Origin of the sequence: Nitrosospira sp. NpAV (assembly GCF_000832065.1) — a bacterium.
Lineage (GTDB): Bacteria > Pseudomonadota > Gammaproteobacteria > Burkholderiales > Nitrosomonadaceae > Nitrosospira.
In genome coordinates this window covers 156,227-176,706 of sequence record NZ_JXQM01000019.1, presented here as the reverse complement: position 1 = coordinate 176,706, position 20,480 = coordinate 156,227, and the positions used below count along the sequence as shown (strand labels likewise).

Annotated in this window: 17 protein-coding genes and 3 tRNA genes; 13 read left to right on the top strand and 7 right to left on the bottom strand. The window is 52.3% G+C overall.

What is annotated here, in order from left to right:
- Positions 1-548 precede the first annotated feature (548 nt).
- The 3 genes from SQ11_RS11955 to SQ11_RS11945 all read right to left on the bottom strand — a co-directional run bounded on the left by SQ11_RS11955 (position 549) and on the right by SQ11_RS11945 (position 3,155).
- On the bottom strand, positions 549-1,514 hold the full coding sequence (locus SQ11_RS11955; RefSeq protein ID WP_052494209.1) for a hypothetical protein: 966 nt from the start codon (positions 1,512-1,514) through the stop codon (positions 549-551).
- A gap of 202 nt (positions 1,515-1,716) precedes the next feature.
- Positions 1,717-2,676, bottom strand: coding sequence for a toll/interleukin-1 receptor domain-containing protein (locus tag SQ11_RS11950; protein ID WP_041514377.1), 960 nt, complete (start codon positions 2,674-2,676; stop codon positions 1,717-1,719).
- A 404-nt stretch (positions 2,677-3,080) separates the two neighbouring features.
- A tRNA-Val gene (locus SQ11_RS11945) sits at positions 3,081-3,155 on the bottom strand.
- A 238-nt stretch (positions 3,156-3,393) separates the two neighbouring features.
- Here SQ11_RS11945 and gltX point away from each other — a divergent pair.
- From gltX to SQ11_RS11915, 4 genes are all read left to right on the top strand, one after another.
- Complete coding sequence (gene gltX, locus SQ11_RS11940; RefSeq protein WP_041514488.1) at positions 3,394-4,785, top strand: glutamate--tRNA ligase; 1,392 nt, start codon at positions 3,394-3,396, stop codon at positions 4,783-4,785.
- An 87-nt stretch (positions 4,786-4,872) separates the two neighbouring features.
- Positions 4,873-4,948, top strand: a tRNA-Ala gene (locus SQ11_RS11935).
- 52 nt (positions 4,949-5,000) lie between these two features.
- Positions 5,001-5,076: transfer RNA gene (locus SQ11_RS11930), tRNA-Glu, on the top strand.
- Positions 5,077-6,954: 1,878 nt separating this feature from the next.
- On the top strand, positions 6,955-7,155 hold the full coding sequence (locus SQ11_RS11915) for a hypothetical protein (RefSeq protein WP_041514374.1): 201 nt from the start codon (positions 6,955-6,957) through the stop codon (positions 7,153-7,155).
- Between the two features lie 246 nt (positions 7,156-7,401).
- Here SQ11_RS11915 and SQ11_RS11910 read toward each other — a convergent pair whose 3' ends face one another.
- Positions 7,402-7,602, bottom strand: a complete 201-nt coding sequence (locus SQ11_RS11910) for a hypothetical protein (RefSeq protein WP_041514373.1) — start codon at positions 7,600-7,602, stop codon at positions 7,402-7,404.
- Positions 7,603-8,686: 1,084 nt separating this feature from the next.
- Between SQ11_RS11910 and SQ11_RS11905 the strand changes: the two genes are divergently transcribed.
- The 3 genes from SQ11_RS11905 (at position 8,687) to SQ11_RS11895 (ending at position 12,398) form a co-directional block, all read left to right on the top strand.
- Positions 8,687-10,471, top strand: a complete 1,785-nt coding sequence (locus SQ11_RS11905) for an AarF/ABC1/UbiB kinase family protein (RefSeq protein ID WP_041514372.1) — start codon at positions 8,687-8,689, stop codon at positions 10,469-10,471.
- Positions 10,472-10,815: 344 nt separating this feature from the next.
- A complete protein-coding gene (locus SQ11_RS11900; protein WP_041514371.1) occupies positions 10,816-11,493 on the top strand; it encodes an HNH endonuclease signature motif containing protein in 678 nt (225 codons plus the stop codon).
- Positions 11,494-12,077: 584 nt separating this feature from the next.
- Entirely contained in the window at positions 12,078-12,398 is a 321-nt protein-coding gene (locus SQ11_RS11895; RefSeq protein WP_041514370.1) for a hypothetical protein, read from the top strand.
- 65 nt (positions 12,399-12,463) lie between these two features.
- Here the strand turns inward: SQ11_RS11895 and SQ11_RS11890 are convergent, their stop codons facing one another.
- Positions 12,464-12,853 carry a YegP family protein gene (locus SQ11_RS11890; RefSeq protein WP_041514369.1) on the bottom strand — a complete coding sequence of 130 codons (390 nt, stop codon included), beginning with the start codon at positions 12,851-12,853 and terminating at the stop codon, positions 12,464-12,466.
- A gap of 251 nt (positions 12,854-13,104) precedes the next feature.
- On the opposite strand from SQ11_RS11890, the gene SQ11_RS11885 reads away from it, so the two are divergent.
- The 4 genes from SQ11_RS11885 to SQ11_RS11870 all read left to right on the top strand — a co-directional run bounded on the left by SQ11_RS11885 (position 13,105) and on the right by SQ11_RS11870 (position 15,868).
- On the top strand, positions 13,105-13,485 hold the full coding sequence (locus SQ11_RS11885) for a VOC family protein (protein WP_232297991.1): 381 nt from the start codon (positions 13,105-13,107) through the stop codon (positions 13,483-13,485).
- Positions 13,486-13,814: 329 nt separating this feature from the next.
- The gene (locus SQ11_RS11880) at positions 13,815-14,063 is read left to right on the top strand and encodes a hypothetical protein (protein ID WP_041514367.1); all 249 of its coding nucleotides are present in this window, start codon (positions 13,815-13,817) and stop codon (positions 14,061-14,063) included.
- A gap of 444 nt (positions 14,064-14,507) precedes the next feature.
- A complete protein-coding gene (locus SQ11_RS11875; RefSeq protein WP_232297990.1) occupies positions 14,508-15,008 on the top strand; it encodes an NlpC/P60 family protein in 501 nt (166 codons plus the stop codon).
- A 443-nt stretch (positions 15,009-15,451) separates the two neighbouring features.
- Positions 15,452-15,868 carry a hypothetical protein gene (locus tag SQ11_RS11870; RefSeq protein ID WP_041514365.1) on the top strand — a complete coding sequence of 139 codons (417 nt, stop codon included), beginning with the start codon at positions 15,452-15,454 and terminating at the stop codon, positions 15,866-15,868.
- A gap of 58 nt (positions 15,869-15,926) precedes the next feature.
- On the opposite strand, the gene SQ11_RS11865 is transcribed toward SQ11_RS11870, so the two are convergent.
- Positions 15,927-16,388 carry a universal stress protein gene (locus SQ11_RS11865; protein ID WP_041514364.1) on the bottom strand — a complete coding sequence of 154 codons (462 nt, stop codon included), beginning with the start codon at positions 16,386-16,388 and terminating at the stop codon, positions 15,927-15,929.
- A 119-nt stretch (positions 16,389-16,507) separates the two neighbouring features.
- Complete coding sequence (gene msrA, locus SQ11_RS11860; RefSeq protein WP_232297989.1) at positions 16,508-17,854, bottom strand: peptide-methionine (S)-S-oxide reductase MsrA; 1,347 nt, start codon at positions 17,852-17,854, stop codon at positions 16,508-16,510.
- 461 nt (positions 17,855-18,315) lie between these two features.
- On the opposite strand from msrA, the gene SQ11_RS11855 reads away from it, so the two are divergent.
- Together SQ11_RS11855 and SQ11_RS11850 are read left to right on the top strand one after the other, a co-directional pair.
- A complete protein-coding gene (locus tag SQ11_RS11855; protein ID WP_232297988.1) occupies positions 18,316-19,503 on the top strand; it encodes a Dyp-type peroxidase in 1,188 nt (395 codons plus the stop codon).
- Positions 19,496-20,302 (top strand): family 1 encapsulin nanocompartment shell protein, encoded by an 807-nt coding sequence (locus SQ11_RS11850; RefSeq protein WP_041514362.1) that lies wholly within the window; start codon positions 19,496-19,498, stop codon positions 20,300-20,302. Before SQ11_RS11855 ends, SQ11_RS11850 begins: the two co-directional genes overlap by 8 nt.
- Positions 20,303-20,480 lie beyond the last annotated feature (178 nt).

Here is a 20,480-nt window from a genome sequence, read left to right as displayed (position 1 = left end):
AGTAAGTCCGGTCAGCGCCAATTGAATCGAATATGTCACCTTACGCTACCATTTTTTATAGCATATGCTTTCTTAAAATCAAGGAGCATTAGATGCCGGATTGCCGGCGCGAGGCGGATCATATCCGTGGACTTATTTGGTGTACTGGGATCGAATTTATTGGTTAAGTAACTGTAAGAATAGCAATAGTATCTAGAAGTATTAACAACATACCGTCATTCATTTGCTGCTACCCTTCTTATATCCCTTCCTATTGTCCCCAGGGTTCCCGGGTGAGGGTAGGGGAGGGAATTAAAAAACCCGGCGCAGTTGCCTAGGCCGGGAGCGGTGCACTACGCTGCAAGAGGGAGCAAAACCCGCAACACATACTTGCTGCGATTTTACTATGGGGTGTATGGACTAAAAACCCGCCGAAGCGGGTTTTATTCAATTACTCGATATTCACAGTGTTGATCTTGCTGCCTTGTTGCTTCAAAAACTTGATAATGAGGGCGCTGTGTGTTTCCTTAGATTTCAGTCTCGGCAAACCGCTCACATGAAAAGTTAGGCTAGATTGAACCGCCTTCTGCTCGCATTCCTTCTTCTGTATCAGACTCAGGAGTTGCTGCAACTGCTTGGTCGCAAGCCACTGATCCTCCTGGATTGTCTCCTTCGTTATAATTTTCATGTATCTCGTCCTCTTTTAGTGGTTCGGATAGGTAAAAAACAGTTGTTTCCTGTAGTGGAAGACGCGCAAACGGGCTTAATATTGCAATAAGCTCCCCTTCCCTGTCTGTTGGTTCTCTAACATTAGCGAACATATCTTTCGTTTCATGTCTATCGATTACAAAATCATGAGATGGATAAGAGTTAATAAGCTTTTGTAGAGTGTCGGGCTTGGAGTTATTTGCATCCTTCGTCAAGCGCTTACCATATTCGAGGCCTATGTTCATGGCCCTGGTTACCTCACCTACATGCATAGGATCAATTTGGGCTACGATAGGTGAAACTGTGCCTATAGCTAGCTTAGTAGCTAATTTTGTAGCAGTTCTCAACGTGATCCGGCCGCCGCTTCTACCTTTTAGACTTAAAAAACAAGATTCAAATAACTCGAATGACTTTTCTTCCAAGGCTTTAATTGCACTTAATACGGTTAATCCTGAATCTGTTTCCCATAACTCATCTTTTTTTCCTACTTGAATATCTAGCGGTCCCATTTCACCATGATCGCTCATGACGATCTCATGGGCCCCCATGGTTATCAATGTTCCAGCGCTCTTGCACGGGCCGTCAATCCAAACTATAAATCGTTTATAGTTCTGTTGTAAAAATCGAGCGATCCTATAACCAGCAGCTGGATCTCCGCCAAATGTGCACAGAATCAGAATTACATTCTCGCGCCGCTGATTCTTGTTGCGAGTTTCTATAACTTTGTCGACGAATGGCCTCGAAATAGGGCCGCTATATAGAATTACATCAGCGTTATTTTCTGTCACCAAAGACAAGACTGCTTTATTAATTTTCTCGGCATCCATTTTGTTTTAGCAAATGTTTTTGGGCTACGGTCCGGATCCACCGGATGTAATAATAGGATTATAAGGATGAAATTAAAAGACCCGGAGGGCTGATATATAGTAGTACCAGAGCTTTATTTAGTGTTGAGCGAATAAAGGCATATTTCATCCTTATTTACCCGCTTCACTCCCTTCACTTTTTTGAACCGGTCTGTCGGGATTTTTAATCGTTGAAGCTGATACGGTTCGATAGGTCACGGACAGTCTGCTGGTGTTCCTCAAGGCGTTGCCGCTCTCGCTCATTCTTAATACGCTTATCTTGCTCCTGCGCGGCAAGGAATTGGTTCGTCTCCTTTAGAGCGAGCTTGAGCGTGTTGCGATGATACTTCTCCACCTCTTCCAAGGTTGTTCCATCCAGATAAACCCTGTCATCGCTGATGTTGGCGATGCCGGGTCGATGCATTGTGGTGTAGCTTGAAGGATGATTCCATTTCTCGATAAAGATTTTGGACCATTCATAAGACGGACGTTGGGAGAGCTGGAAGGGTATCCGATATAGGGCACTCCCCGGCGTCCCATCGTTCTGTGGCACCGTTACCTCGTCTACAACGACTCCCATAATCGTGATGGGCTCGAACGGTTGTGCCGAGGTAGTTGGTTGCCTATTCATTTTCTTGACAAACACCGGTTTCGGGCCCATCGGCGGAGCAACCGCTCGTTTGCCGTGGAGGGTGGTGAGCAGGTCGTAGTATTGTTCATCGGAATAAGGATCACCGCGAAAATCTATGCGATATGCCCCTTGCAACCATGTAGGAGAAGCCGCTTCCCAGTGATCACCGGCACGAAATAGTGGAATGAACTTGTGCTTGTTTCGGGTGTTTAAAACCTCAGCAGTCATGATGTCACCTTCGTATCCTACGCCGCCCCGCCTCTGGTTAGAGCGTTCTGCGTAGTAGGGTGTACAGATTATCAGCACATAGTCGTTGTCGCGGACAGCGTTTTCCATGAACTGCGGCAGTTCGTCGCCGGGGTGTAGTGACCATTGATCGAGCATGACATCGATACCATCGGAGCGCAGCCGCGTTGCGAGATCTCTTACCCATTCGCGAAGTTCATTACTTTCCCAGGCATAGGAGAGAAATGCTTTAGGGTGGAGTCTCTTACTTTCAATGTCTGTAGTCATGTCGCTCTGAATACTGAAAGGATGGGATTTTGCGTTTTGGTTTGACGATACATATGCATACGAAGGCGAGCAGGTAATTTTACAGAGTTTGAATGCTATGCTTATTGGACTGAGGTACACCAGAGGCTTAGTGTGGATATTCATGGAGGGAACGAGGAAGCCGATTTAAGGGCTTTTTCGTTGCCATCATTTGTTTCCATCGTTCTACTGGACCGGAAGAGTTCTTCGTCAAGCTCCCTTCCTCGCGTTCGAGTCGCGTGCTAAGTTCTTTACCCAATGACCACGTTCAGCACTTGCACAGCACCGACACCAGCCCCGATACTTCCTTCTTATCAGTACAGTAAACACCCCCAAATAGCCGCCCCTATAGCTCATACGTCCTGATATCTGCTGAAATCTTGATTTGGTGGGCGGTACTGGGATCGAACCAGTGACTTCCACCGTGTGAAGGTGGCACTCTACCGCTGAGTTAACCGCCCATTGGGTTAGCCGATGGATAACCGCTTGGGGAGGCGCAATTAGAGCATGAATCCTCGCTTCTGGTCAACGCGCGGAACGTGCTATTGAACAGGCCATAACATCGTTTGGAAAAAGCATGGATTGCCGCTTTCGCTGGAAGACGATGCTCCTATCATGAGCCGGCCCAACGATTATCAAAGGTGGTCACGAATATCGCGTAAAATAGCGTCCTTTCCAATCGCCAAACTCGGCATCGCCATGGTCCGTACCCGTTTCGCTCCCAGCCCCACCGGCTATCTTCACATCGGCGGCGCGCGCACTGCGCTGTTTTCCTGGGCTTACGCCCGCAAGCACGGCGGCAAATTCATTCTGCGGATCGAGGATACCGATCTTGAACGCTCCACCGCGCAATCCACGCAGGCGATACTCGATGGGATGGCCTGGCTGGGGCTGGATTACGATGAGGGTCCGTTTTACCAGATGCAGCGGCTGGCGCGCTATCACGAGGTGGCGGAGCAGTTGTTGCGAGCGGGGAGTGCATATTACTGCTACGCCAGCAAGGAAGAGCTGGATGCGATGCGCGAGCAGCAGCGCGCGGCGGGGCTGAAGCCCCGATACGACGGACGCTGGCGCGATTCGAAACAAACACCGCCCACTGGGGTAAAGCCGGTGGTGCGCCTAAAAAATCCGCTGGATGGGGCAGTCACATTCACAGATCTGGTCAAGGGGGAAATTACCGTTGCCAACAGCGAGATGGACGATCTGGTGCTGCTGCGCGCCGATGGAGTGCCCACTTATAATTTTGGCGTAATGATCGATGATCTGGATATGAACATTACCCACGTGATTCGCGGCGATGACCATGTCAACAATACGCCGCGCCAGATCAACATCCTCAAGGCGTTGGGCGCGCCGCTGCCGCAATACGCGCATGTGCCGATGATACTGGGCGCGGATGGCGAACGGCTTTCCAAGCGTCACGGCGCGGTTTCGGTGGTGCAATATCGGGACGATGGCTATCTGCCCGAAGCGTTGATGAATTATCTGGCTCGTCTTGGCTGGTCGCATGGCGATGAGGAAGTATTCAGCCGCGAGCAGCTGGTCGAATGGTTCGATTTATCAGCTATCAACCGTTCGCCGGCGAAATTCAACCCGGAGAAGTTGCAATGGCTCAATCAGCAGTATCTGAAGGCCGCCGACGATACGCGCCTTGCAAAACTGGTAACGCCATTCCTTGAAACGGATGGCTGCGATATTGCTGGGGGCCCCGATCTGGCGCAAGTGACGAATCTTCTCAAGGAAAGAGTCAATACCGTGGCAGAACTGGCCGATGCCGCCGTCTATTTCTACCGTTTTCTGGAACCTTCCGGGGAACTGAAAGCTCAACATTTCACCGCTGAGGTGCAACCGGCGATTGTGCATCTGAAGGAGAAACTCGCCGTTATCGAGTGGGATAGCCACGCCATTCACGATGCGATCAAGGCCGCCGCCACGGCGCATGGGTTGAAGATGCCCAAAGTGGCCATGCCGCTACGGGTGATGGTGACAGGCGAAGCGCAGACGCCCTCCATCAACGCGGTGCTGGAATTGCTCGGCAGGGAGGAAACCCTCCGGCGCATGGATGAGCGGCTGGATGGTTTTTCCGCTTGAGCAGGCATTCCTGGCATACGCCGCTAATCCATTGACTGGCAAGAGGCGCCTCAGTATAATTCGCCTTCCTTTTGTCGGGGTATAGCCGGGGGTATAGCTCAGCTGGGAGAGCGCTTGCATGGCATGCAAGAGGTCAGCGGTTCGATCCCGCTTACCTCCACCAAGTTCCGGCAATAGAGGCAATCCGGCCGTAAACCGTTTCAAAAAGTCCTTTAGTCCCCATCGTCTAGAGGCCTAGGACATCACCCTTTCACGGTGAGTACGGGGGTTCGAATCCCCCTGGGGACGCCAGCTTTACCCACTTTGTATCCGGGAGAGGATTTCGCTGATACGAGTGACGGGATTCAGCGCCAAGCGCCCGATCCTGCTTCGCAGGAAATCTTTTAGATGCTCATGGTCAAGCGAGGCCATATCCTCTGCGAGCGCACCAAGCATTTTCTTGCATCTGATTTTTTTACCGCCCCCTCCTTGGTTTGTAAAGCCCTCGTCATTCAGCCGGTTCAGGCAATCCTCAATATTTGATTTTTCTCGTTCGAGTTCCTCAATTCTCCGCAGTAATGGGGCGGGCTCGTCAGTTTGTTCAAGCGCGAGCATCTGCCCATTCTCTCTGTGGTCGATTCTCCCCGTGTGGTTGGTTAAGATGCGAATGAATTGGGACAATGACCGCGCGATCATATTCGGACTGGCGGCCATTTAACCTATTATGTATCTGCAAGTGGGCAGGCGAGGGCGTATGTGAAGTAGCGAACAGAACCTCGTGGAATCCCGGCGTACATTCGTTTTTCCTCAATTCCACATGTATTCGATCGATGTTGCTGTCGGCAGCAGGGACGGCACATTTCCTTAATTTCAATCGGTCTATTACTGGCTTGCTGCCCGCAAAGGCTGGCATGGCCTTTATTTTTTCAAAAATCTGGAGGATGCTATGAGTGATTTTACGACAGCTCTTGATACCATTTAATCCGCGCGCACCCCTACACCTTTGCCGCCTGGGAGCTCTGCATTGTCCGTGCTACTATATTAAGAATAGCCCCGTCCGGATAGACATCTGACACGGGTGGGAGAGGCGGTGTACTACGCTGGTGGAGGGCACAGCCATCGGTAATTCTCAGGGCTGGCGTAAAGAGCACATCTTCTAAGACAAAATCCTGATTAGTCATGTGCATGAACGAAAAGAGAGAGTACCAGTCTGGCAGCGGAGCGGCGATATTTAATTGTCATATTGATCGCTTCCGCCGAATTGGATGATTTTAATCTGACGGGCTGATAGAAATGTTCTATAGAGTGAGAAATGCGCAACTCCGAACCTGCTGCTTGGCGGAATTTATTGGCATGTACTTTAGAAATTGAAAGTTTATATTCTGTCATTCCATGAAGAGCGCGGTCCCGAAGACGTGCACGCGACTTTAGATCCACTAAAGCTTCGAATAATGCTCGCGGAAATGTGCGGGCGTTACGATCCTGAAGATCAGGCTCGCTTAGTCCAGGCGCTGGCGACCGGATGCCCTCGCGAGGGAATAAACCTGACTAAAGAATGGGGTGGCCCCGTTCTTCATATAGTGGAACTCGAATAAAGGCTATGAAAGCAGAGTCATGAACGCAAACCTATAACTCCATTTGCGGTCAGTGGGTTTCTTGTCACAAAAATGCAATCTCATTGTGAGATTATTTGTTCAGGCGGCTATTCCCTATTCTGGAGATACCGACTGTCATCTATTACCCCCTTGATAGATGTCTTAGCCCGGTGATCTTCACCGGGCTTCCTACTGTCTCTCATTCGAAAGCGTTTTCTTCCTCAATCTATTTTGATCGCCTTGTCGAGAATTGATGGCGATCCTTACATCGGGTTTGCGCCCTGCTCGGCGCCTCATAGGTTGGTTATCGGCTCCAGCACAATGCATCATTGACTCACCAAGCATCCTCGCCGCCATTCCGAGTCCGATGGAATACCGGCCAGTACCACCGAGCGAAAGACAAACAGGAAAAACCTCCTTAAGTGGGGAACCGAACAGATCGCGTATGGAGAACAGCAGAGAATCTGCCGCGGGACGTTGAGTTTCGCGCTCACACTTTCCAACGATAAAAATGTGAATTTATGTGGATAACGGTGACGGCGGAAATCATATCCATCCCAGTCTTTTTGCCGATTCTTGCTTCAAGGAGCAGACGATGAGAAAGCAGAAATACGATTTATCGGACTATAACCCTGATCAGTTTGATGATTGGCTGGAAATCAGCACAACCAAGATGCTCAAGCGCGCCCAGCGGAGGAAAGCGCCCCATGAGCCCATGAGTGAGCTAACAGCTTCTCCACGGGTGGGGGGAAAGACCATTCCGCGGCGTCGGGTACGCACCGCGCAATTCTCCTGAAACTTTTGGGGCGGGACATCGCCTGATTTTTAGGGTGATGGGTGGTCGCCGTGGCCCCGGAACGAACAACGGCTGCACGCGACCTGCCAGCTCATGCGGCATGAAAGCCCCTTTCGCCGCACCGCGCTTCCCCAGAAATGCCAAGCCGCAAAATAATGCAACGGCTCCGCTTGAAAAAGCGGGAGATGGGAACCTCCGAACCCGGGGGTTATTCAAAGGTTCCCTGACATCAGGACCGCCGCCTGGTCAAGCCGTGGAGTTGAGGGGCGCGATGCCTACGCTCGGCCCCACCTTGTTTGCCCAGTACACTCTGGATTCAGGCCATCCCACGAGTGGTTCTTCATGTGTGTAGGGATCCAGCGACTCATCGGAATGGGTAACGATAGCGGCGGGCTTGCGCTCGATTATGCCTTCGTCAGTCCGTATATAGGTGACATATTTGCTCATTTTTTCGGCTCCTATGATGAATTTAAGCCCCTCCTGTGAGCTGACGTTTTTGTTTGGCGACGGGTCTCGGTTTGTGTTCAGGTTGCACCGTGCCCGCGTCTTTGGATATCACTTCCATACTAGTACAAAATAAATAAATGTCACTAAAAATACCCATGTCTGAGTACGGGTTTTTCGATTTGACATTCCGGGTCGTTTAAAGTTTTTCAATCCATGCCTAACGAACAGATGTAACAATTGACGAGGATCATGATGAGGACGTTATCTAAACTACACGGGAAGGTAATGCCATGGACAACCTGATTTATTGGGGCGCCTTTATTCTGATTCTCCTGGCTGGTTCGGGAGCTTTGGTACACTGACCGGTTATGGCGCCGCCGCAGGCGGTGCATTGGATGCTGCATGAGTGCGCCAGCGTTTTCATCAGCTGCCGCCCATGGAGAGCCATAAGTTAGGCAACAAGGACTACGCGGCTACTCACTGTGGTTTCCGGAAAGAACTCTCCGGGTGAGGGGCGCAATTGACTGGTGTCTCGCTATTGTCGGTTTATACAAAGGCCGATACAGTTGATCCATCCTTGGTCGGATTGCAGTTATCCGAATATCATCCACCCAGACCATTCCGCCGGGGTGCACCCAATTCCGCTGGGTCCGCCGCACGGTTGTTTACCTTGCTCACCGGTGCGTCGGCTACGCAGATACCCATGCAGTTGACGCAGGGGCCATTTCGCCTAAACCAAATAGCAATCAGCGCGATAAGGTGCGACGTTTCACAGTTACCTCCGATTGGAAGAAACGATAAAAAGGTAAGTAGATGTGAACGAGCCCATCATCATCATTTTAGGCCGCATTACATTAACGGATAAGCCTGCCTGGGTCTGGGCAGTTGCCCACTTTTCAAGCGGCTTGCCACAAAGTAGCTGCGTATCAAGGGATTAAGGCCCAAAGAACTTTGTACGTTTTGCGATAGGACAATAAGGCGCATGACGGTTATAATATGATTTCTAATCATCATATTAGATGAGCCTTTTTATGATCCGTTCCCATTCCTATCGGTCGACGCATAGATTCCTGAGGGATATCTGATGCTTTGGCAGGCCCTCGTGGCGGCCCGCGATCTCGGGCGCTTGCAAGAGATCGCATCAATCCTGATTCGTTATGGTTTCGGCGACATGGTGCGCCGGATGGGCCTCGCCAATGCGCTCGAACGGACCGGCCGGGTGCTGCATTGGCATGAAGCCGAAGAACTGGCCCACCTTGCGCCTCATGCGCGGGTGAGGCGGGCACTGGAGGAGATGGGGCCAACCTTCGTCAAGCTTGGCCAGATTCTCGCTACCCGTGTCGATCTCTTCGAACCTGAGTGGATCGCTGAATTCAGCAAGCTGCAGGATAGCACGCCCCCTTCTCCATACCCCCAGGTTCATCAGCAGCTAACCGAAGATCTCGGCGCTCCGCCGGAAGAAGTATTCGCTGAGTTCGATCCCCAGCCGCTGGCAACCGGCTCCATTGCGCAGGTGCATCGTGCCCGCCTGGACGATGGGGGGGAGGTGGTGGTAAAGGTGCGGCGGCCCGGCATTCGGTTGATCATCGAGGCGGATCTGCGCTGGTTCTCCAGGCTGGCGGAAGCCATGGAAGCGGGAAATTCGGAACTGCGCCATTTCCACTGGCAGGAAGTCGTCAGGCAATTTACCCGATCGCTTCGGCGTGAACTTGATTTTGGCGCTGAATGCCGTAATGCTGAACGCATCGCGGCCAATTTCTCGGGCTATTCCGGTCCGGATATTCCGCGCGATCTGCCTGCTGGCCACGACATCGTGCCGGCGGAGCACGGTTCCATGCTTCCGTCCATTGTCATCCCTCGCGTCCATTGGCAATGGACGGGCGAGCGGGTATGCGTGCAGGAATATATCAATGGCATTCCCGGCCGCGATCTTGCCGCTGTCGATCAAGCCGGTCTTGATCGCAAGATTCTCGCCCGCCGCGGTGTGCATGCGGTGATAAAAATGATCGTCGAGGATGGCTTGTTCCACGCCGACCCGCATCCCGGCAACCTCTTTTATCTGCCCGGCAATCGTATTGCGTTTATTGATTTTGGCATGGTCGGGCGGCTTACCGAAGAACGCCGCGACCAGCTGGCCCGTCTCCTGCTGGGACTGGTTCAACATGAACCCATGCATGTCGCCGATGTGCTGCTCGATTGGACAAGCGGTAGCGGCGGGATGGATGGCGACATCAATGAGGATGCCCTGACGAGCGAAATCGAGACGTTTGTCGATCAGCATCTCGGCGTGCCGTTGAAGCAGCTCAAGCTGGGTAATATACTTTTCGATCTCGTGGCTATCCTGCGCGGCCACCGTCTCTTATTGCCGCCCGATCTGGCGTTGTTCATCAAGGCTTTTATTACGCTGGAAGGCACGGGGCGCGAACTCGATCCGGATCTGGACCTGGCCGGGGAAGCGTTGCCGATGCTGCAGGATACGTTAGCCGCCCGCTACGCGCCTTCGGCCATGATCAAGCGGGGTTGGCGCGGGGCCTCCACAATGACCGCCCTCATTGCCGACCTGCCACGCGATCTTGCTCGGTTGCTGCGCGCGGCCCGGCGTGGCAAACTGGACATTCATATTGACGTCACGCATCTCAAGCACCTGGGTGACCAGGTGGATGGTGCGGCCAACCGCATGGTCGCCGGTATCATTGTCGCGGCGATCATCGTGGGGTCATCCATTGTCATGACTGTATCCGGCGGCCCCACCTTGCTGGGGCTGCCTCTCATCGGGCTGCTCGGTTTCTTATGCGCAACAATCGGTGGAATATGGCTGCTGCTCTCCATTTCGCGCAGCAACAAGGCGGACCGGGACAAAAAACCTTAATTGCGATGTTTTTTTGCAAAGCGTATGGATGCCCCATTCCGAACGAATAACTCCATTATGTTAGGGCCTGTCAACTCTTATTTCGCACCCGCGTTGCTACACAAAAAACGCGGAGGCAAGGCGCGAAGTGCAGGCCATAGTAGGCCTATGACCAAGCTTCGTAACGCGGTATCCGCGTTTTTTGGGCGCAACCCGAAGGGACGGGGACGGATTTCATCCAGCCCTTCGTTACTCGCCGCTTACGGAGGCCTGCTCCGCTGCGCGACTCACGCCTCGTCCTGGATGAAATCCGTCGACGTCGCGGGTGCGAAATAAGTGTTAACAGGCCCTAAGAGGATATCAGAATGAATGAAGAGTGGGACGACGAGGAATTGAAGGCTACCGTGGAAGCCTACGTGGAGATGCAGCGCGACGAGCGTTTAGGCCAGCCTTTCATAAAGAAGCATTACTATAAGCGGCTTGCGGAGGTATTTGGCCGAGGTGAAAAGGCGTACGAATACCGGATGCAAAATATTTCGTATGTGCTTGCGCTCATGGGGCGCAGCTGGGTAACGGGCCTCAAGCCTGCACGGAACATCGAGGCCGCCATCGCGGCAAAGATTGAGAAATTCCTGTGGGAAACCCAGGGGCAAAAGGCGACGCCCGTTGCCGCTTTCAAGATCGCGGTGCGGGATGAGCTCAAGCAAAAGAATCCCGTCATTCCACGAGGCAACCCCAAGCCGAAATCCCGGCGTGTGACGGTTACGCAATTTCGACGGAATGCGCCGGTAGCAGCGTGGGTATTACAGCAGGCGGAGGGAACCTGCGAATGCTGCGAGAAAGCCGCGCCTTTCAAGAATGTCGATGGGCTGCCCCATCTTGAGTTGCATTACATGCGGCAACTGGTTGATGGGGGACAGGACGTCATCTCCAATGCCGTGGCACTTTGTCCCAACTGTCATCGCGAAATCCATCATGGAGCCAGCGCTCATGCGCTGGTGGCCTGGTTATACGATAACGTCGGCAGGCTGATTCCGGAATAGGCGCGCTACGGCGGGCGATGGTGCATGATAGATCAAGCATTTTAAAGCAACTGCTACCTGCGTGAACGCGGCTGAAGAGGAGGCGGGAAATGTCTCAGCCGCGGAGAACGCACCTACCAGTCAGCTCCAACCCCAGGAAGCGGTATTTATCCAATAGAGTCTGGCTGCTATCGATGCCGGTGCATTCCACTATGGATGTGCTTGCTCTACTTGGCATCCCGGTATTCGAGGCTGTTACCGGCATGAGCCGGTTCCCAAAAGGCATGGTACATACTCCACCACCCTAACGAAGCGATTAGAAGCTCGTTATTTCAAGCAGTTATCCAAAAGTAGAAATCAGTTCACAGGATCGGCCCATGGTTGGCCAGAGGGCATACGGTAACGGGAACTCTTCCGTAGGTTTATAGTCACATTGATGTCAGGGTTTTATGGGCAGGTGTACCGAAGTCCGATGGGAAGCGGTATCGAAACGAGTAAGATGTAACAAAAGGCGTCATGCCTGAATATGGCGGCGGGTGATCTCTGCCAAAGGTTTGTTTCAGTTTGGCTGATAAACATGCAGCCCTTTATATAAGGAGAGTGGTATGCGCAGCACAATCGTAATCATTGCACTGATAGGTTTGATGTCGTTGATGATGGATGCAGTGCAAGAAGCCGGGACAGCGCCTGTTCATGCCCTGCCGTCAAGTGAAACGTCCATTCAGGATTTCACCGTGGCAGCCACCACGCTGGATACGGATGCCGTCGAGAAGGGAAGCCGGAACCAGGGCCCTGCGCATCTCATGGAGATAAAGGGAGTCTCTGAACTTGGAACCCTCCTGCTTCTTGGTGTTGCCCTGTCCGGTCTGATCTGGGCGCCCCAGCGCAAAACTCAGAAATCTCGCGTCCGCCGCGGCATCACCTGAAACCGGAATCCCATTCATTCCCGTTTCAAATGAAAAACCCGCTTCAAGCGGGTTTTTTGATGCCTTTAAATCATGAAACGTTCGGAAGCAAACAAGAAGGGACTTCCTGGTGGTTTTCGAAGGTCCGTAGTGTCGTTTATCGAGGCATCCGGCGCATTTTTCTTGACCGACTCTATGCCGATATTCCGAGCGGATTCCGATTCATAAGACTCGCTCGTACCGATTACCTGATGATTGCCTGATTTAAGGTTGAACCTGAATTTACCGCTTTCGGTTGTTCTACGTTCATAGCGCGAATCGTCAGGGGCATTTTTCCTGACGGATGCAATGCCGTTGGTACAGCCGGATTTAGCCTTGTACCCCTCGCTTGCAAGAATAGACTGTCCGTTGCTTGCTTTTAATCTGAATCTGAATTCTCCTGCTTTATCTTTATAAATTTCGAATTTTCCAGCCATTTTGAAATCTCCCTCTTATTGTTATCAGCCTGAAAAAAACTACATTGTTTTTCACTCCTTGATCCAACCGAGTCACCTTCTGACTTGTGTTTAAATAACCGTAAGACAGAAGAATCAACGCAGAGCGAATAGCCATGGGTTGACGTTACTATTATGTGACAGAGATTATGATCTGAAAAGCAGATCGTTGAAATGCGGACGAAGGTTCCCTATGATGGCATGTAAGGCAGTCTTCCCATCAACGGAGAAAAATGATGACTATTACGCTAAATCACACCATTGTGCCTTCACACAACAAGGTGGAATCAGCCAGGTTCTATGCGAGGGTATTCGGTTTCGATTACATAGGTGAGTTTCACCATTTTATCGTGGTGAAGGTAAACGATACGCTTTCTCTGGATTTCGACAATAACGAAAATTATGGGCCTCATCACTATGCGTTTAAAGTACCCGAGGGGGAATTCGACGGAGTATTCGAACGCCTGAAGGCGGAGAATATTCCTTACGGTAGCGGTCCCTTCGAGCCGGAAAATATGAGGATCAATCACAACGATGGCGGACGTGGTGTTTATTTTCGCGATCCCGGCGGGCATCTCCTGGAAATGCTAACGGTTGATTATAAGATGCCATGAATCCCGTCGGGTATGTTGCCAACCGGTTTGCGCACAACATGCACAAAACGTCCATTGACGTTCCTTCCCGGCCAAGGTGCCATCATTCCCTTCGTGCAACGTTTCCGTCCGGCTGATTCCTTCCGCTAGCTGTTTTTATTGAAGAGATTCAATCATCTGCGCGTATAACCATTTACAAAAAGTGGTTTTTATGCTATAAAGAAATACGGCAGCCGGTGGATGGTTTTCCAGCAGTTGGAGCGCTGTGAGCATTATGAATCGCTGTCCAGCCATGGGATAACGCTGGTTGTGCGTAAGGACCCGTTTTACGCATATTGAAGGAGGTTCATATGAAAACCCTACATTCCCTGCTTTTTTCCTTGCTGATTACCATGGGCTTGTTTTCTCCCGCCGTATTGGCGGGAGAACCTAATCCCGCTGCTATCGAGCCGTCCAAAATGAAAAAGATCGATAAGAACGTGAGTTCACAGCCTATGCCGAGCCGTGATTGCCCTCCGGAAATGACTCATGAAAGAGATGCGCACTCGACTGGAGCGCGGCATCGTGGGCCGCAGCATACCGGAGTTCTAAAAGAGTGACGGGCGGCCATCAGTTGTCTTGATGGTCAACAGCTGGTTCGTTTCGCGGCGCCCCTACCGGGCATGCGGTACCGGGGCGCTTTTTCATGCTCTATCCCTCTCGTTTGATCCAGGGCCCTGTTAACACTTATTTCGCACCCGCGTTGCAAAGCTTGGCCATAGGCCCACTATGGCCTGCGCTTCGCGCCTTGCCTCCGCATTTTTTGTGTAGCAACGCGGGTGCGAAATAAGTGTTAACAGGGCCCAGCAGCAATACGTATTGACTCCGGCATAACGTTATTTACCGCAATGGATTTCCGGCAGGAGGATTTTCCTATTGCTGAGCTCGTGCATAATCCTTTAGAATTCGTTGGATCTCGAATCTGCCGTACATCCGGCTCAATATATTATTGAGATTATTATCGTGCCTGAGAAACCATTTATTCCATATGGAAATCGTCGCTTGTGAATAAACTGCGGTGGATGACGGGCGTCTTCCTCGTTGTTGCTCTTGCCGGTTGCAGCAGCGTTCCGGAAAGGGGAGCGCCCAGAGTCGCCTACGTGCCGGGCGTAAAGGTCGATATGGACAATACTGCGCGGGTGAAGGAGAGTCTTTACGCGCAGTACCATCAATGGAAAAATACAAAATACCAGATCGGCGGCTTGAGCAGAAATGGCATTGATTGTTCCGGCTTCATGCATGTAACTTTCAAGACAAAGCTGGGCATTGTACTGCCGAGATCGACGGAATTTCAGGTGGGGTTGGGGCAGGACATCGACAGGAACCAGCTACGGGCCGGTGATCTGGTATTTTTCAAGACCGGTATATCGGTCCGGCATGTGGGCGTCTATCTGGAGGATGACAGGTTTCTGCATGCCTCGACAAAGCAGGGCGTCACCATTTCCCGTTTGAGCGAAACCTATTGGAAATCCGCCTATTGGAAAGCGAAACGGCTGGATACTTAAGAAACTCCTGAATAAATTCCCCGGCTTCCGGAAGGCCGGTAGCGTGAATGATAACTGTAGCTTCAAAGTGCCCGCGCTATATATTTTTCGTTCAATTCCCGGCGCAGCGATCTTCTGATTCTTTATTCCTTTTGCCTGGTCCGGGTTATTTGCACGCGCGCTACCGTACGCGATGCGGTTGCCGGAAATTATGACATGGTTACCTGAGCGAACTTGCTTGATTCTCATAACTCATTATTTTTAAAGAGTTAGTTATGATGATGAGATTATGGCATACAAGTTGCTTCAGTTCGCGGTATAGGTATGGTTTTAACTAAGCCGGTGGTTGGAAGAGAGGAAGCATGAGATTCTTGGGTGCTGGCAGCCGGCACCGGACGGCTCATGCCGCTCACCGTGGCGGTAAAACCGGGCATCAACTAAGGCCTTGTGGCGGAGAAATAATCATGCGGAAGCGACAAGTCATTACCGTTGTAGGTGTGTGCGTCTTTTTATTCACGGGATGCAAAAACACGCCTCCTTCAGTACCATTGCCACAAACCTCGGCGCCTCCATTAAGGACAGCTGTGGGAGATATCACCAAGAAGGCGGCGAAGGAGTATTCGGTCTGTGTCTGGTCGAATGCTGAAAAGATGAGAGCGGGTTCGTCGGATGCCCGTCTAGTCGTGGATACCGCAGAGAATTCATGCAAGAAAAGTGTTCAGCGATTACAGTTGGCACTAGTCGCCGAAAAGACGGATCCGATTTTCGCGCAGTCCTATGTGGACACAATAGTAAAAAATGCAAAAACCGAAGCGATGGTGCTCGTCCTTAAAGGTAACGCAAAGGACGCAAAAGACAGGGATGTAGGCATCACTAGGTAATCTTCCCCTGGCTGGGCCGGGGTGCGCGACGGCTCGATTTTTATATCCGTCCTTGCTTTCAGGAAATCTGACGCGGCTTGACCGTAAGAACCGGGCAGTTGGCGTGCCTGACCACGTATTCCGCGATACTCCCCAAGGTTAAATGATTCCATCCGGTATATCCATGCGTGCCAAGGATGAGCAGATCGGCATGATGTTCGGCGGCGACGCGGACGATCTCCTTGGCCGTGGGGCCTTCAACAAAAATGCTTTCGGCTTGCATGTCCAGCGACTCCGCCAGGGCTTCGAGGGATTCTTTTCCTGCCTGTCGGGTTTTATCCAGGCTGGCATCCACCCATTGTTCGAATCCTGGCGTGTAGTAGTAGGGCGAGGGAACCATCCATCCGCTCGGTTCAAACACATGCAAGACCTTGAGTTCCGCCTGAAGCGACTTAGCCAGCCATACGGCATGGCCAATGGCGCCTTGAGAAGCCTCTGAAAAATCGGTGGCCAGAATGATTTTCCGGATGAGTGGTTCCATGGGTGCGTTCCTTATTCAACAAGAATTTGATCCCGTGATCCGGGTCATAATTTGGGTGGCGTAAATGGTCGATGGGTGCGCTTTGCTCCACCATCCTAAAAATCCTTATAGAGGAATGGTCATTCCTTGTCCGGGACAAATTTCAGAACAGCGCCGTTGATGCAATAGCGCTTGAAGGTGGGAGCGGGCCCATCGTTGAATACGTGCCCGAGGTGGATGCCGGAGCTTGCGCTGCGCACCTCGACCCGTCTCATGCCATGCGTCTTGTCTTCGTGCTCCGTAATGGCCCCTTCAATTGGATCGAAAAAACTCGGCCAGCCTGTCCCGCTCTCGAATTTGGCATTGCTGAGAAAAAGGGTTGTGCCGGTGATGGGGTCAACGAATTTTCCGGGGCGTTTCTCATCCAGGTTGGTGGCGGTGAAGGGAGGTTCGGTGCCTTGCTGGAAGGCTATTTTCCGCTGTTCAGGCGATAACAGCTGGAAGCCCAGCCATTTCCAGAAATTGGATTTCTCACCATTGTAGCCGGTGTAACGGGTCACCTCCTTGCCATCCCTAAACAGCACAATGGTAGGGGCGGCGAACAAGGGTTTTTCCAGCTCCCAGCCAGCAGGCGGGTCGGCACTCATGGTCGCAGCAACGGGAACTTCGGCTTGCCAGTGGTTCAGTATGTCTTTGTCGAAGAGCTTGCAAAATTCACAATTCTCAGTCTTGAACACAACCAACTGCTGAGCAAAATTCAGATTACCGCCATCCAGCGGTGCGGAAGATATGCCTGCAGCATTGGCAGGAATACCATTCCGTGCAACTTTTTCAGCCGGCTTGGGATACTTCACGCCGGTGCCTCCCAGACCGCAGTATCCATCGGGATTCTTCTTCAGATAGTTCTGATGATATTCCTCAGCCGTGATGTAATTTTTTAGCGGCAGAACTTCAGTGGTGATGCGGCCAATACCCGCGGCGTCAAGCGCCCGCTGATATGCTGACTGGGTATCCAGGGCCATGGCCTTCTGGGCGGGGTCATGATAATAAATAGCGCTGCGGTAATTGCTGCCGACATCGTTTCCCTGGCGATCGCCTTGGGTGGGATTATGATTTTCCCAGAATTTACCTAGAACCGTTTCCAGCGTTACTTTGGCGGGATCGAAAGTCACTTTGACGACTTCCGCGTGATTGCGCGCGGTTGTCTTACCGATACGAAGCGCTCTTTCATGATTGAGAATATCCTGATAGCCAGCGCCGGGCAAGTCGCCCCCCGCATAGCCGCTTTCCACGTCCATGACTCCAGGAATTTCCCCCATGCGTTTTTCGGCGCCCCAAAAGCAACCCATGCCCAGGACGATAAAATCGGTTTTCAAATCTGTTTTCTGAGCGGGCGTCACGGTTTTCTCCATTGCATAAGCGGTGATGATAATGCTTAAAGCTGTTGCCACGGCAATCGCAGCTTTCATTTTGAACACTGATTCCATTGTTTAATCATGGTGAATTTGACATTCCCAAAGCGGCGTTGGTTCTTTCATTAAAAGCCGTGAAAGGGATTGCTGGATGCAGCGCTGATTTTATCGATAAGAAAGCACCCAAAGGTGACCTTTTTAGCTGTCAGAGAGGGATATCCCTCTAGTATCTATGATCTATGCGAGTTTCCAAGTCCCTGAACAGTGAACAGAAACCTGTTTGCATAGCTGCCCAATACACACCTTGCGTTCATCGGTCATGGCACCCGATACGCTAGCCATTGCATATCTCTACAGATCAGGAGTCAATAGGATGTTGCACTGACCGGTTGAATTCGCCGCACTCAGAAGTATAATTTCTTACTTAAGCAGGCGCTACGATGAAGAAGGCACGTTATACTACGGAAAACGCGGCGTTGACAGCGGGACGCCAGTTGACACGAGCGCCAAGTCCTACAAGCTGACCCGATCCGAATATGAACGAGATGCTAGTATCGCGCATTGACGAGCCCCGATACAAGTCGGTCAATCGGCAGACTTCACCAGCCGGGCCTGCCGCGCTTCACATAAGGAGTTCTGAACAGATCAGCAAGGAGTCAGGCTTGCCATCCGCTGTTTCGCAACCAGTCACTGCCCCGCTCACCCGGGCAGCCATTTTTCTCGTCGCGACAATCAATTCCGGAAAAGCGAGCGAGGCCGCCGTGCGGGCCTTGTGTGGCGATCTGGCAGCACTTCAGCGCGCAGTGGGCTTCCGCGATCTCGAGGGTAGGCTGTCATGTGTCATGGCCTTCGGTTCCAATGCATGGGATCGGCTCTTCGGCACGCCGAAGCCGAAAGACTTGCATCCCTTCCGTGAAATTCATGGACGGCATCACGCGGTCTCAACGCCGGGTGATATCCTCTTCCATATCCGCGCCACACGCATGGATCTGTGCTTTGAACTCGCGACACAGCTCTTGTCACGGCTCGGCGGTGCTGTTTCCACGGTGGATGAGGTGCATGGTTTCAATTATTTCGATGATCGCGACCTGATCGGTTTCGTCGACGGCACGGAGAACCCCGTGGACCAGGCCGCTCTCAATGCCACCATCATCGGCGGGGAGGATGCCGCCTTCGCCGGCGGAAGCTACGTGATCGTACAGAAGTACCTGCATGACCTGAACGGGTGGAACGCGCTGCCCATCGAGGAACAAGAGAAAATCATCGGCAGGACGAAGCTTTCCGACATCGAGTTGGACGATGCAGTAAAGCCAACCTCGGCGCACAACGCCTTGACGACGATTATCGAGGACGGAGAGCAATTGGAGATCGTGCGCGACAACATGCCGTTCGGCGAGATCGGGAAGGGCGAATTCGGCACCTATTTCATCGGATACGCTCGCTCGCCAGGTAGAATAGAGCAGATGCTCGAGAATATGTTCATTGGCCGGCCACCGGGAAATTATGATCGGCTGCTCGACTTCAGCCGCGCCGTGACTGGCACGTTGTTTTTCGTGCCATCCGCGACGTTTCTCGAAAACGTTGCGCCGGAGAGCGGATCTCCATCAATGGGTGTTCAAACTTCGAAAGACCCGGAGGCACCTGGCAAGGGTCAATCGCACTCGTCTCCAGGCGATGGGTCACTTGGTATCGGTTCTCTAAAAAAGGAGGCAGGAAATGAATAATCTCCATCGGGAGCTCGCCCCTATTTCCGGCAAGGCCTGGGCCCAGATCGAGGAGGAGGCGTCCCGCACCCTCAGGCGCCATCTCGCGGCACGGCGGGTCGTGGATGTTCCGGAGCCGAAAGGCCTTGAACTCTCGGCTGTCGGCACCGGGCATCTTCATCAGATCGAAGCCCCCGGCGACGGGATCCAGGCCGCTCAACGCGATATAAAAGCCATCGTTGAACTGCGCGTTCCGTTCGAACTCACGCGGCAGGCGATTGACGACGTGGAGCGCGGCGCAATGGATTCGGACTGGTGGCCGGTGAAGGAAGCCGCGCGCAAAATCGCCTTTGCCGAAGATCGCGCTATCTTCGATGGATACGCCGCTGCTGGAATTCAGGGCATTCGTGAAGGCAGCAGCAATCCGGGAGTCGTGCTCCCTTCCAACGTGAGGGATTATCCGGATGCAGTTGCACAGGCGGTGAATCAATTGCGGCTTGCCGGCGTCAATGGACCGTACGCGCTCGTACTTGGCGCAGACGCGTATACCGCCGCGAGTGGAGGGAGCAACGAGGGTTACCCGGTCTTTCACCATATTGAGCGCGTGGTGGACGGAGGAATCATCTGGGCGCCCGCCATTGAAGGCGGGTTTGTACTCACGATCCGCAGCGGTGATTTTGAACTGGATATCGGCCAGGATATCTCCATTGGTTACGCAAGCCATTCCGGTACTGTCGTCGAACTGTATTTTCTGGAGACCTTCACCTTCCAGCTGTTGACAACGGAGGCTGTCGTCGTGCTCACCCGGGGAGAAAAGTAGGCATTGAGCAGGTCAATGGTAACCATCATTCAGCATTAATCTCCATTCCGCCCGTGGATGCGCAATTTCTTCATTTGCCCATACCCTCACGGGAACCAGTTCTCCGGGGCGAGCGTCTCATCAGATAATGATATTATTGGGGCTGGCATGTAAACTGCTTGGCCCGGGTTGCGGCGCA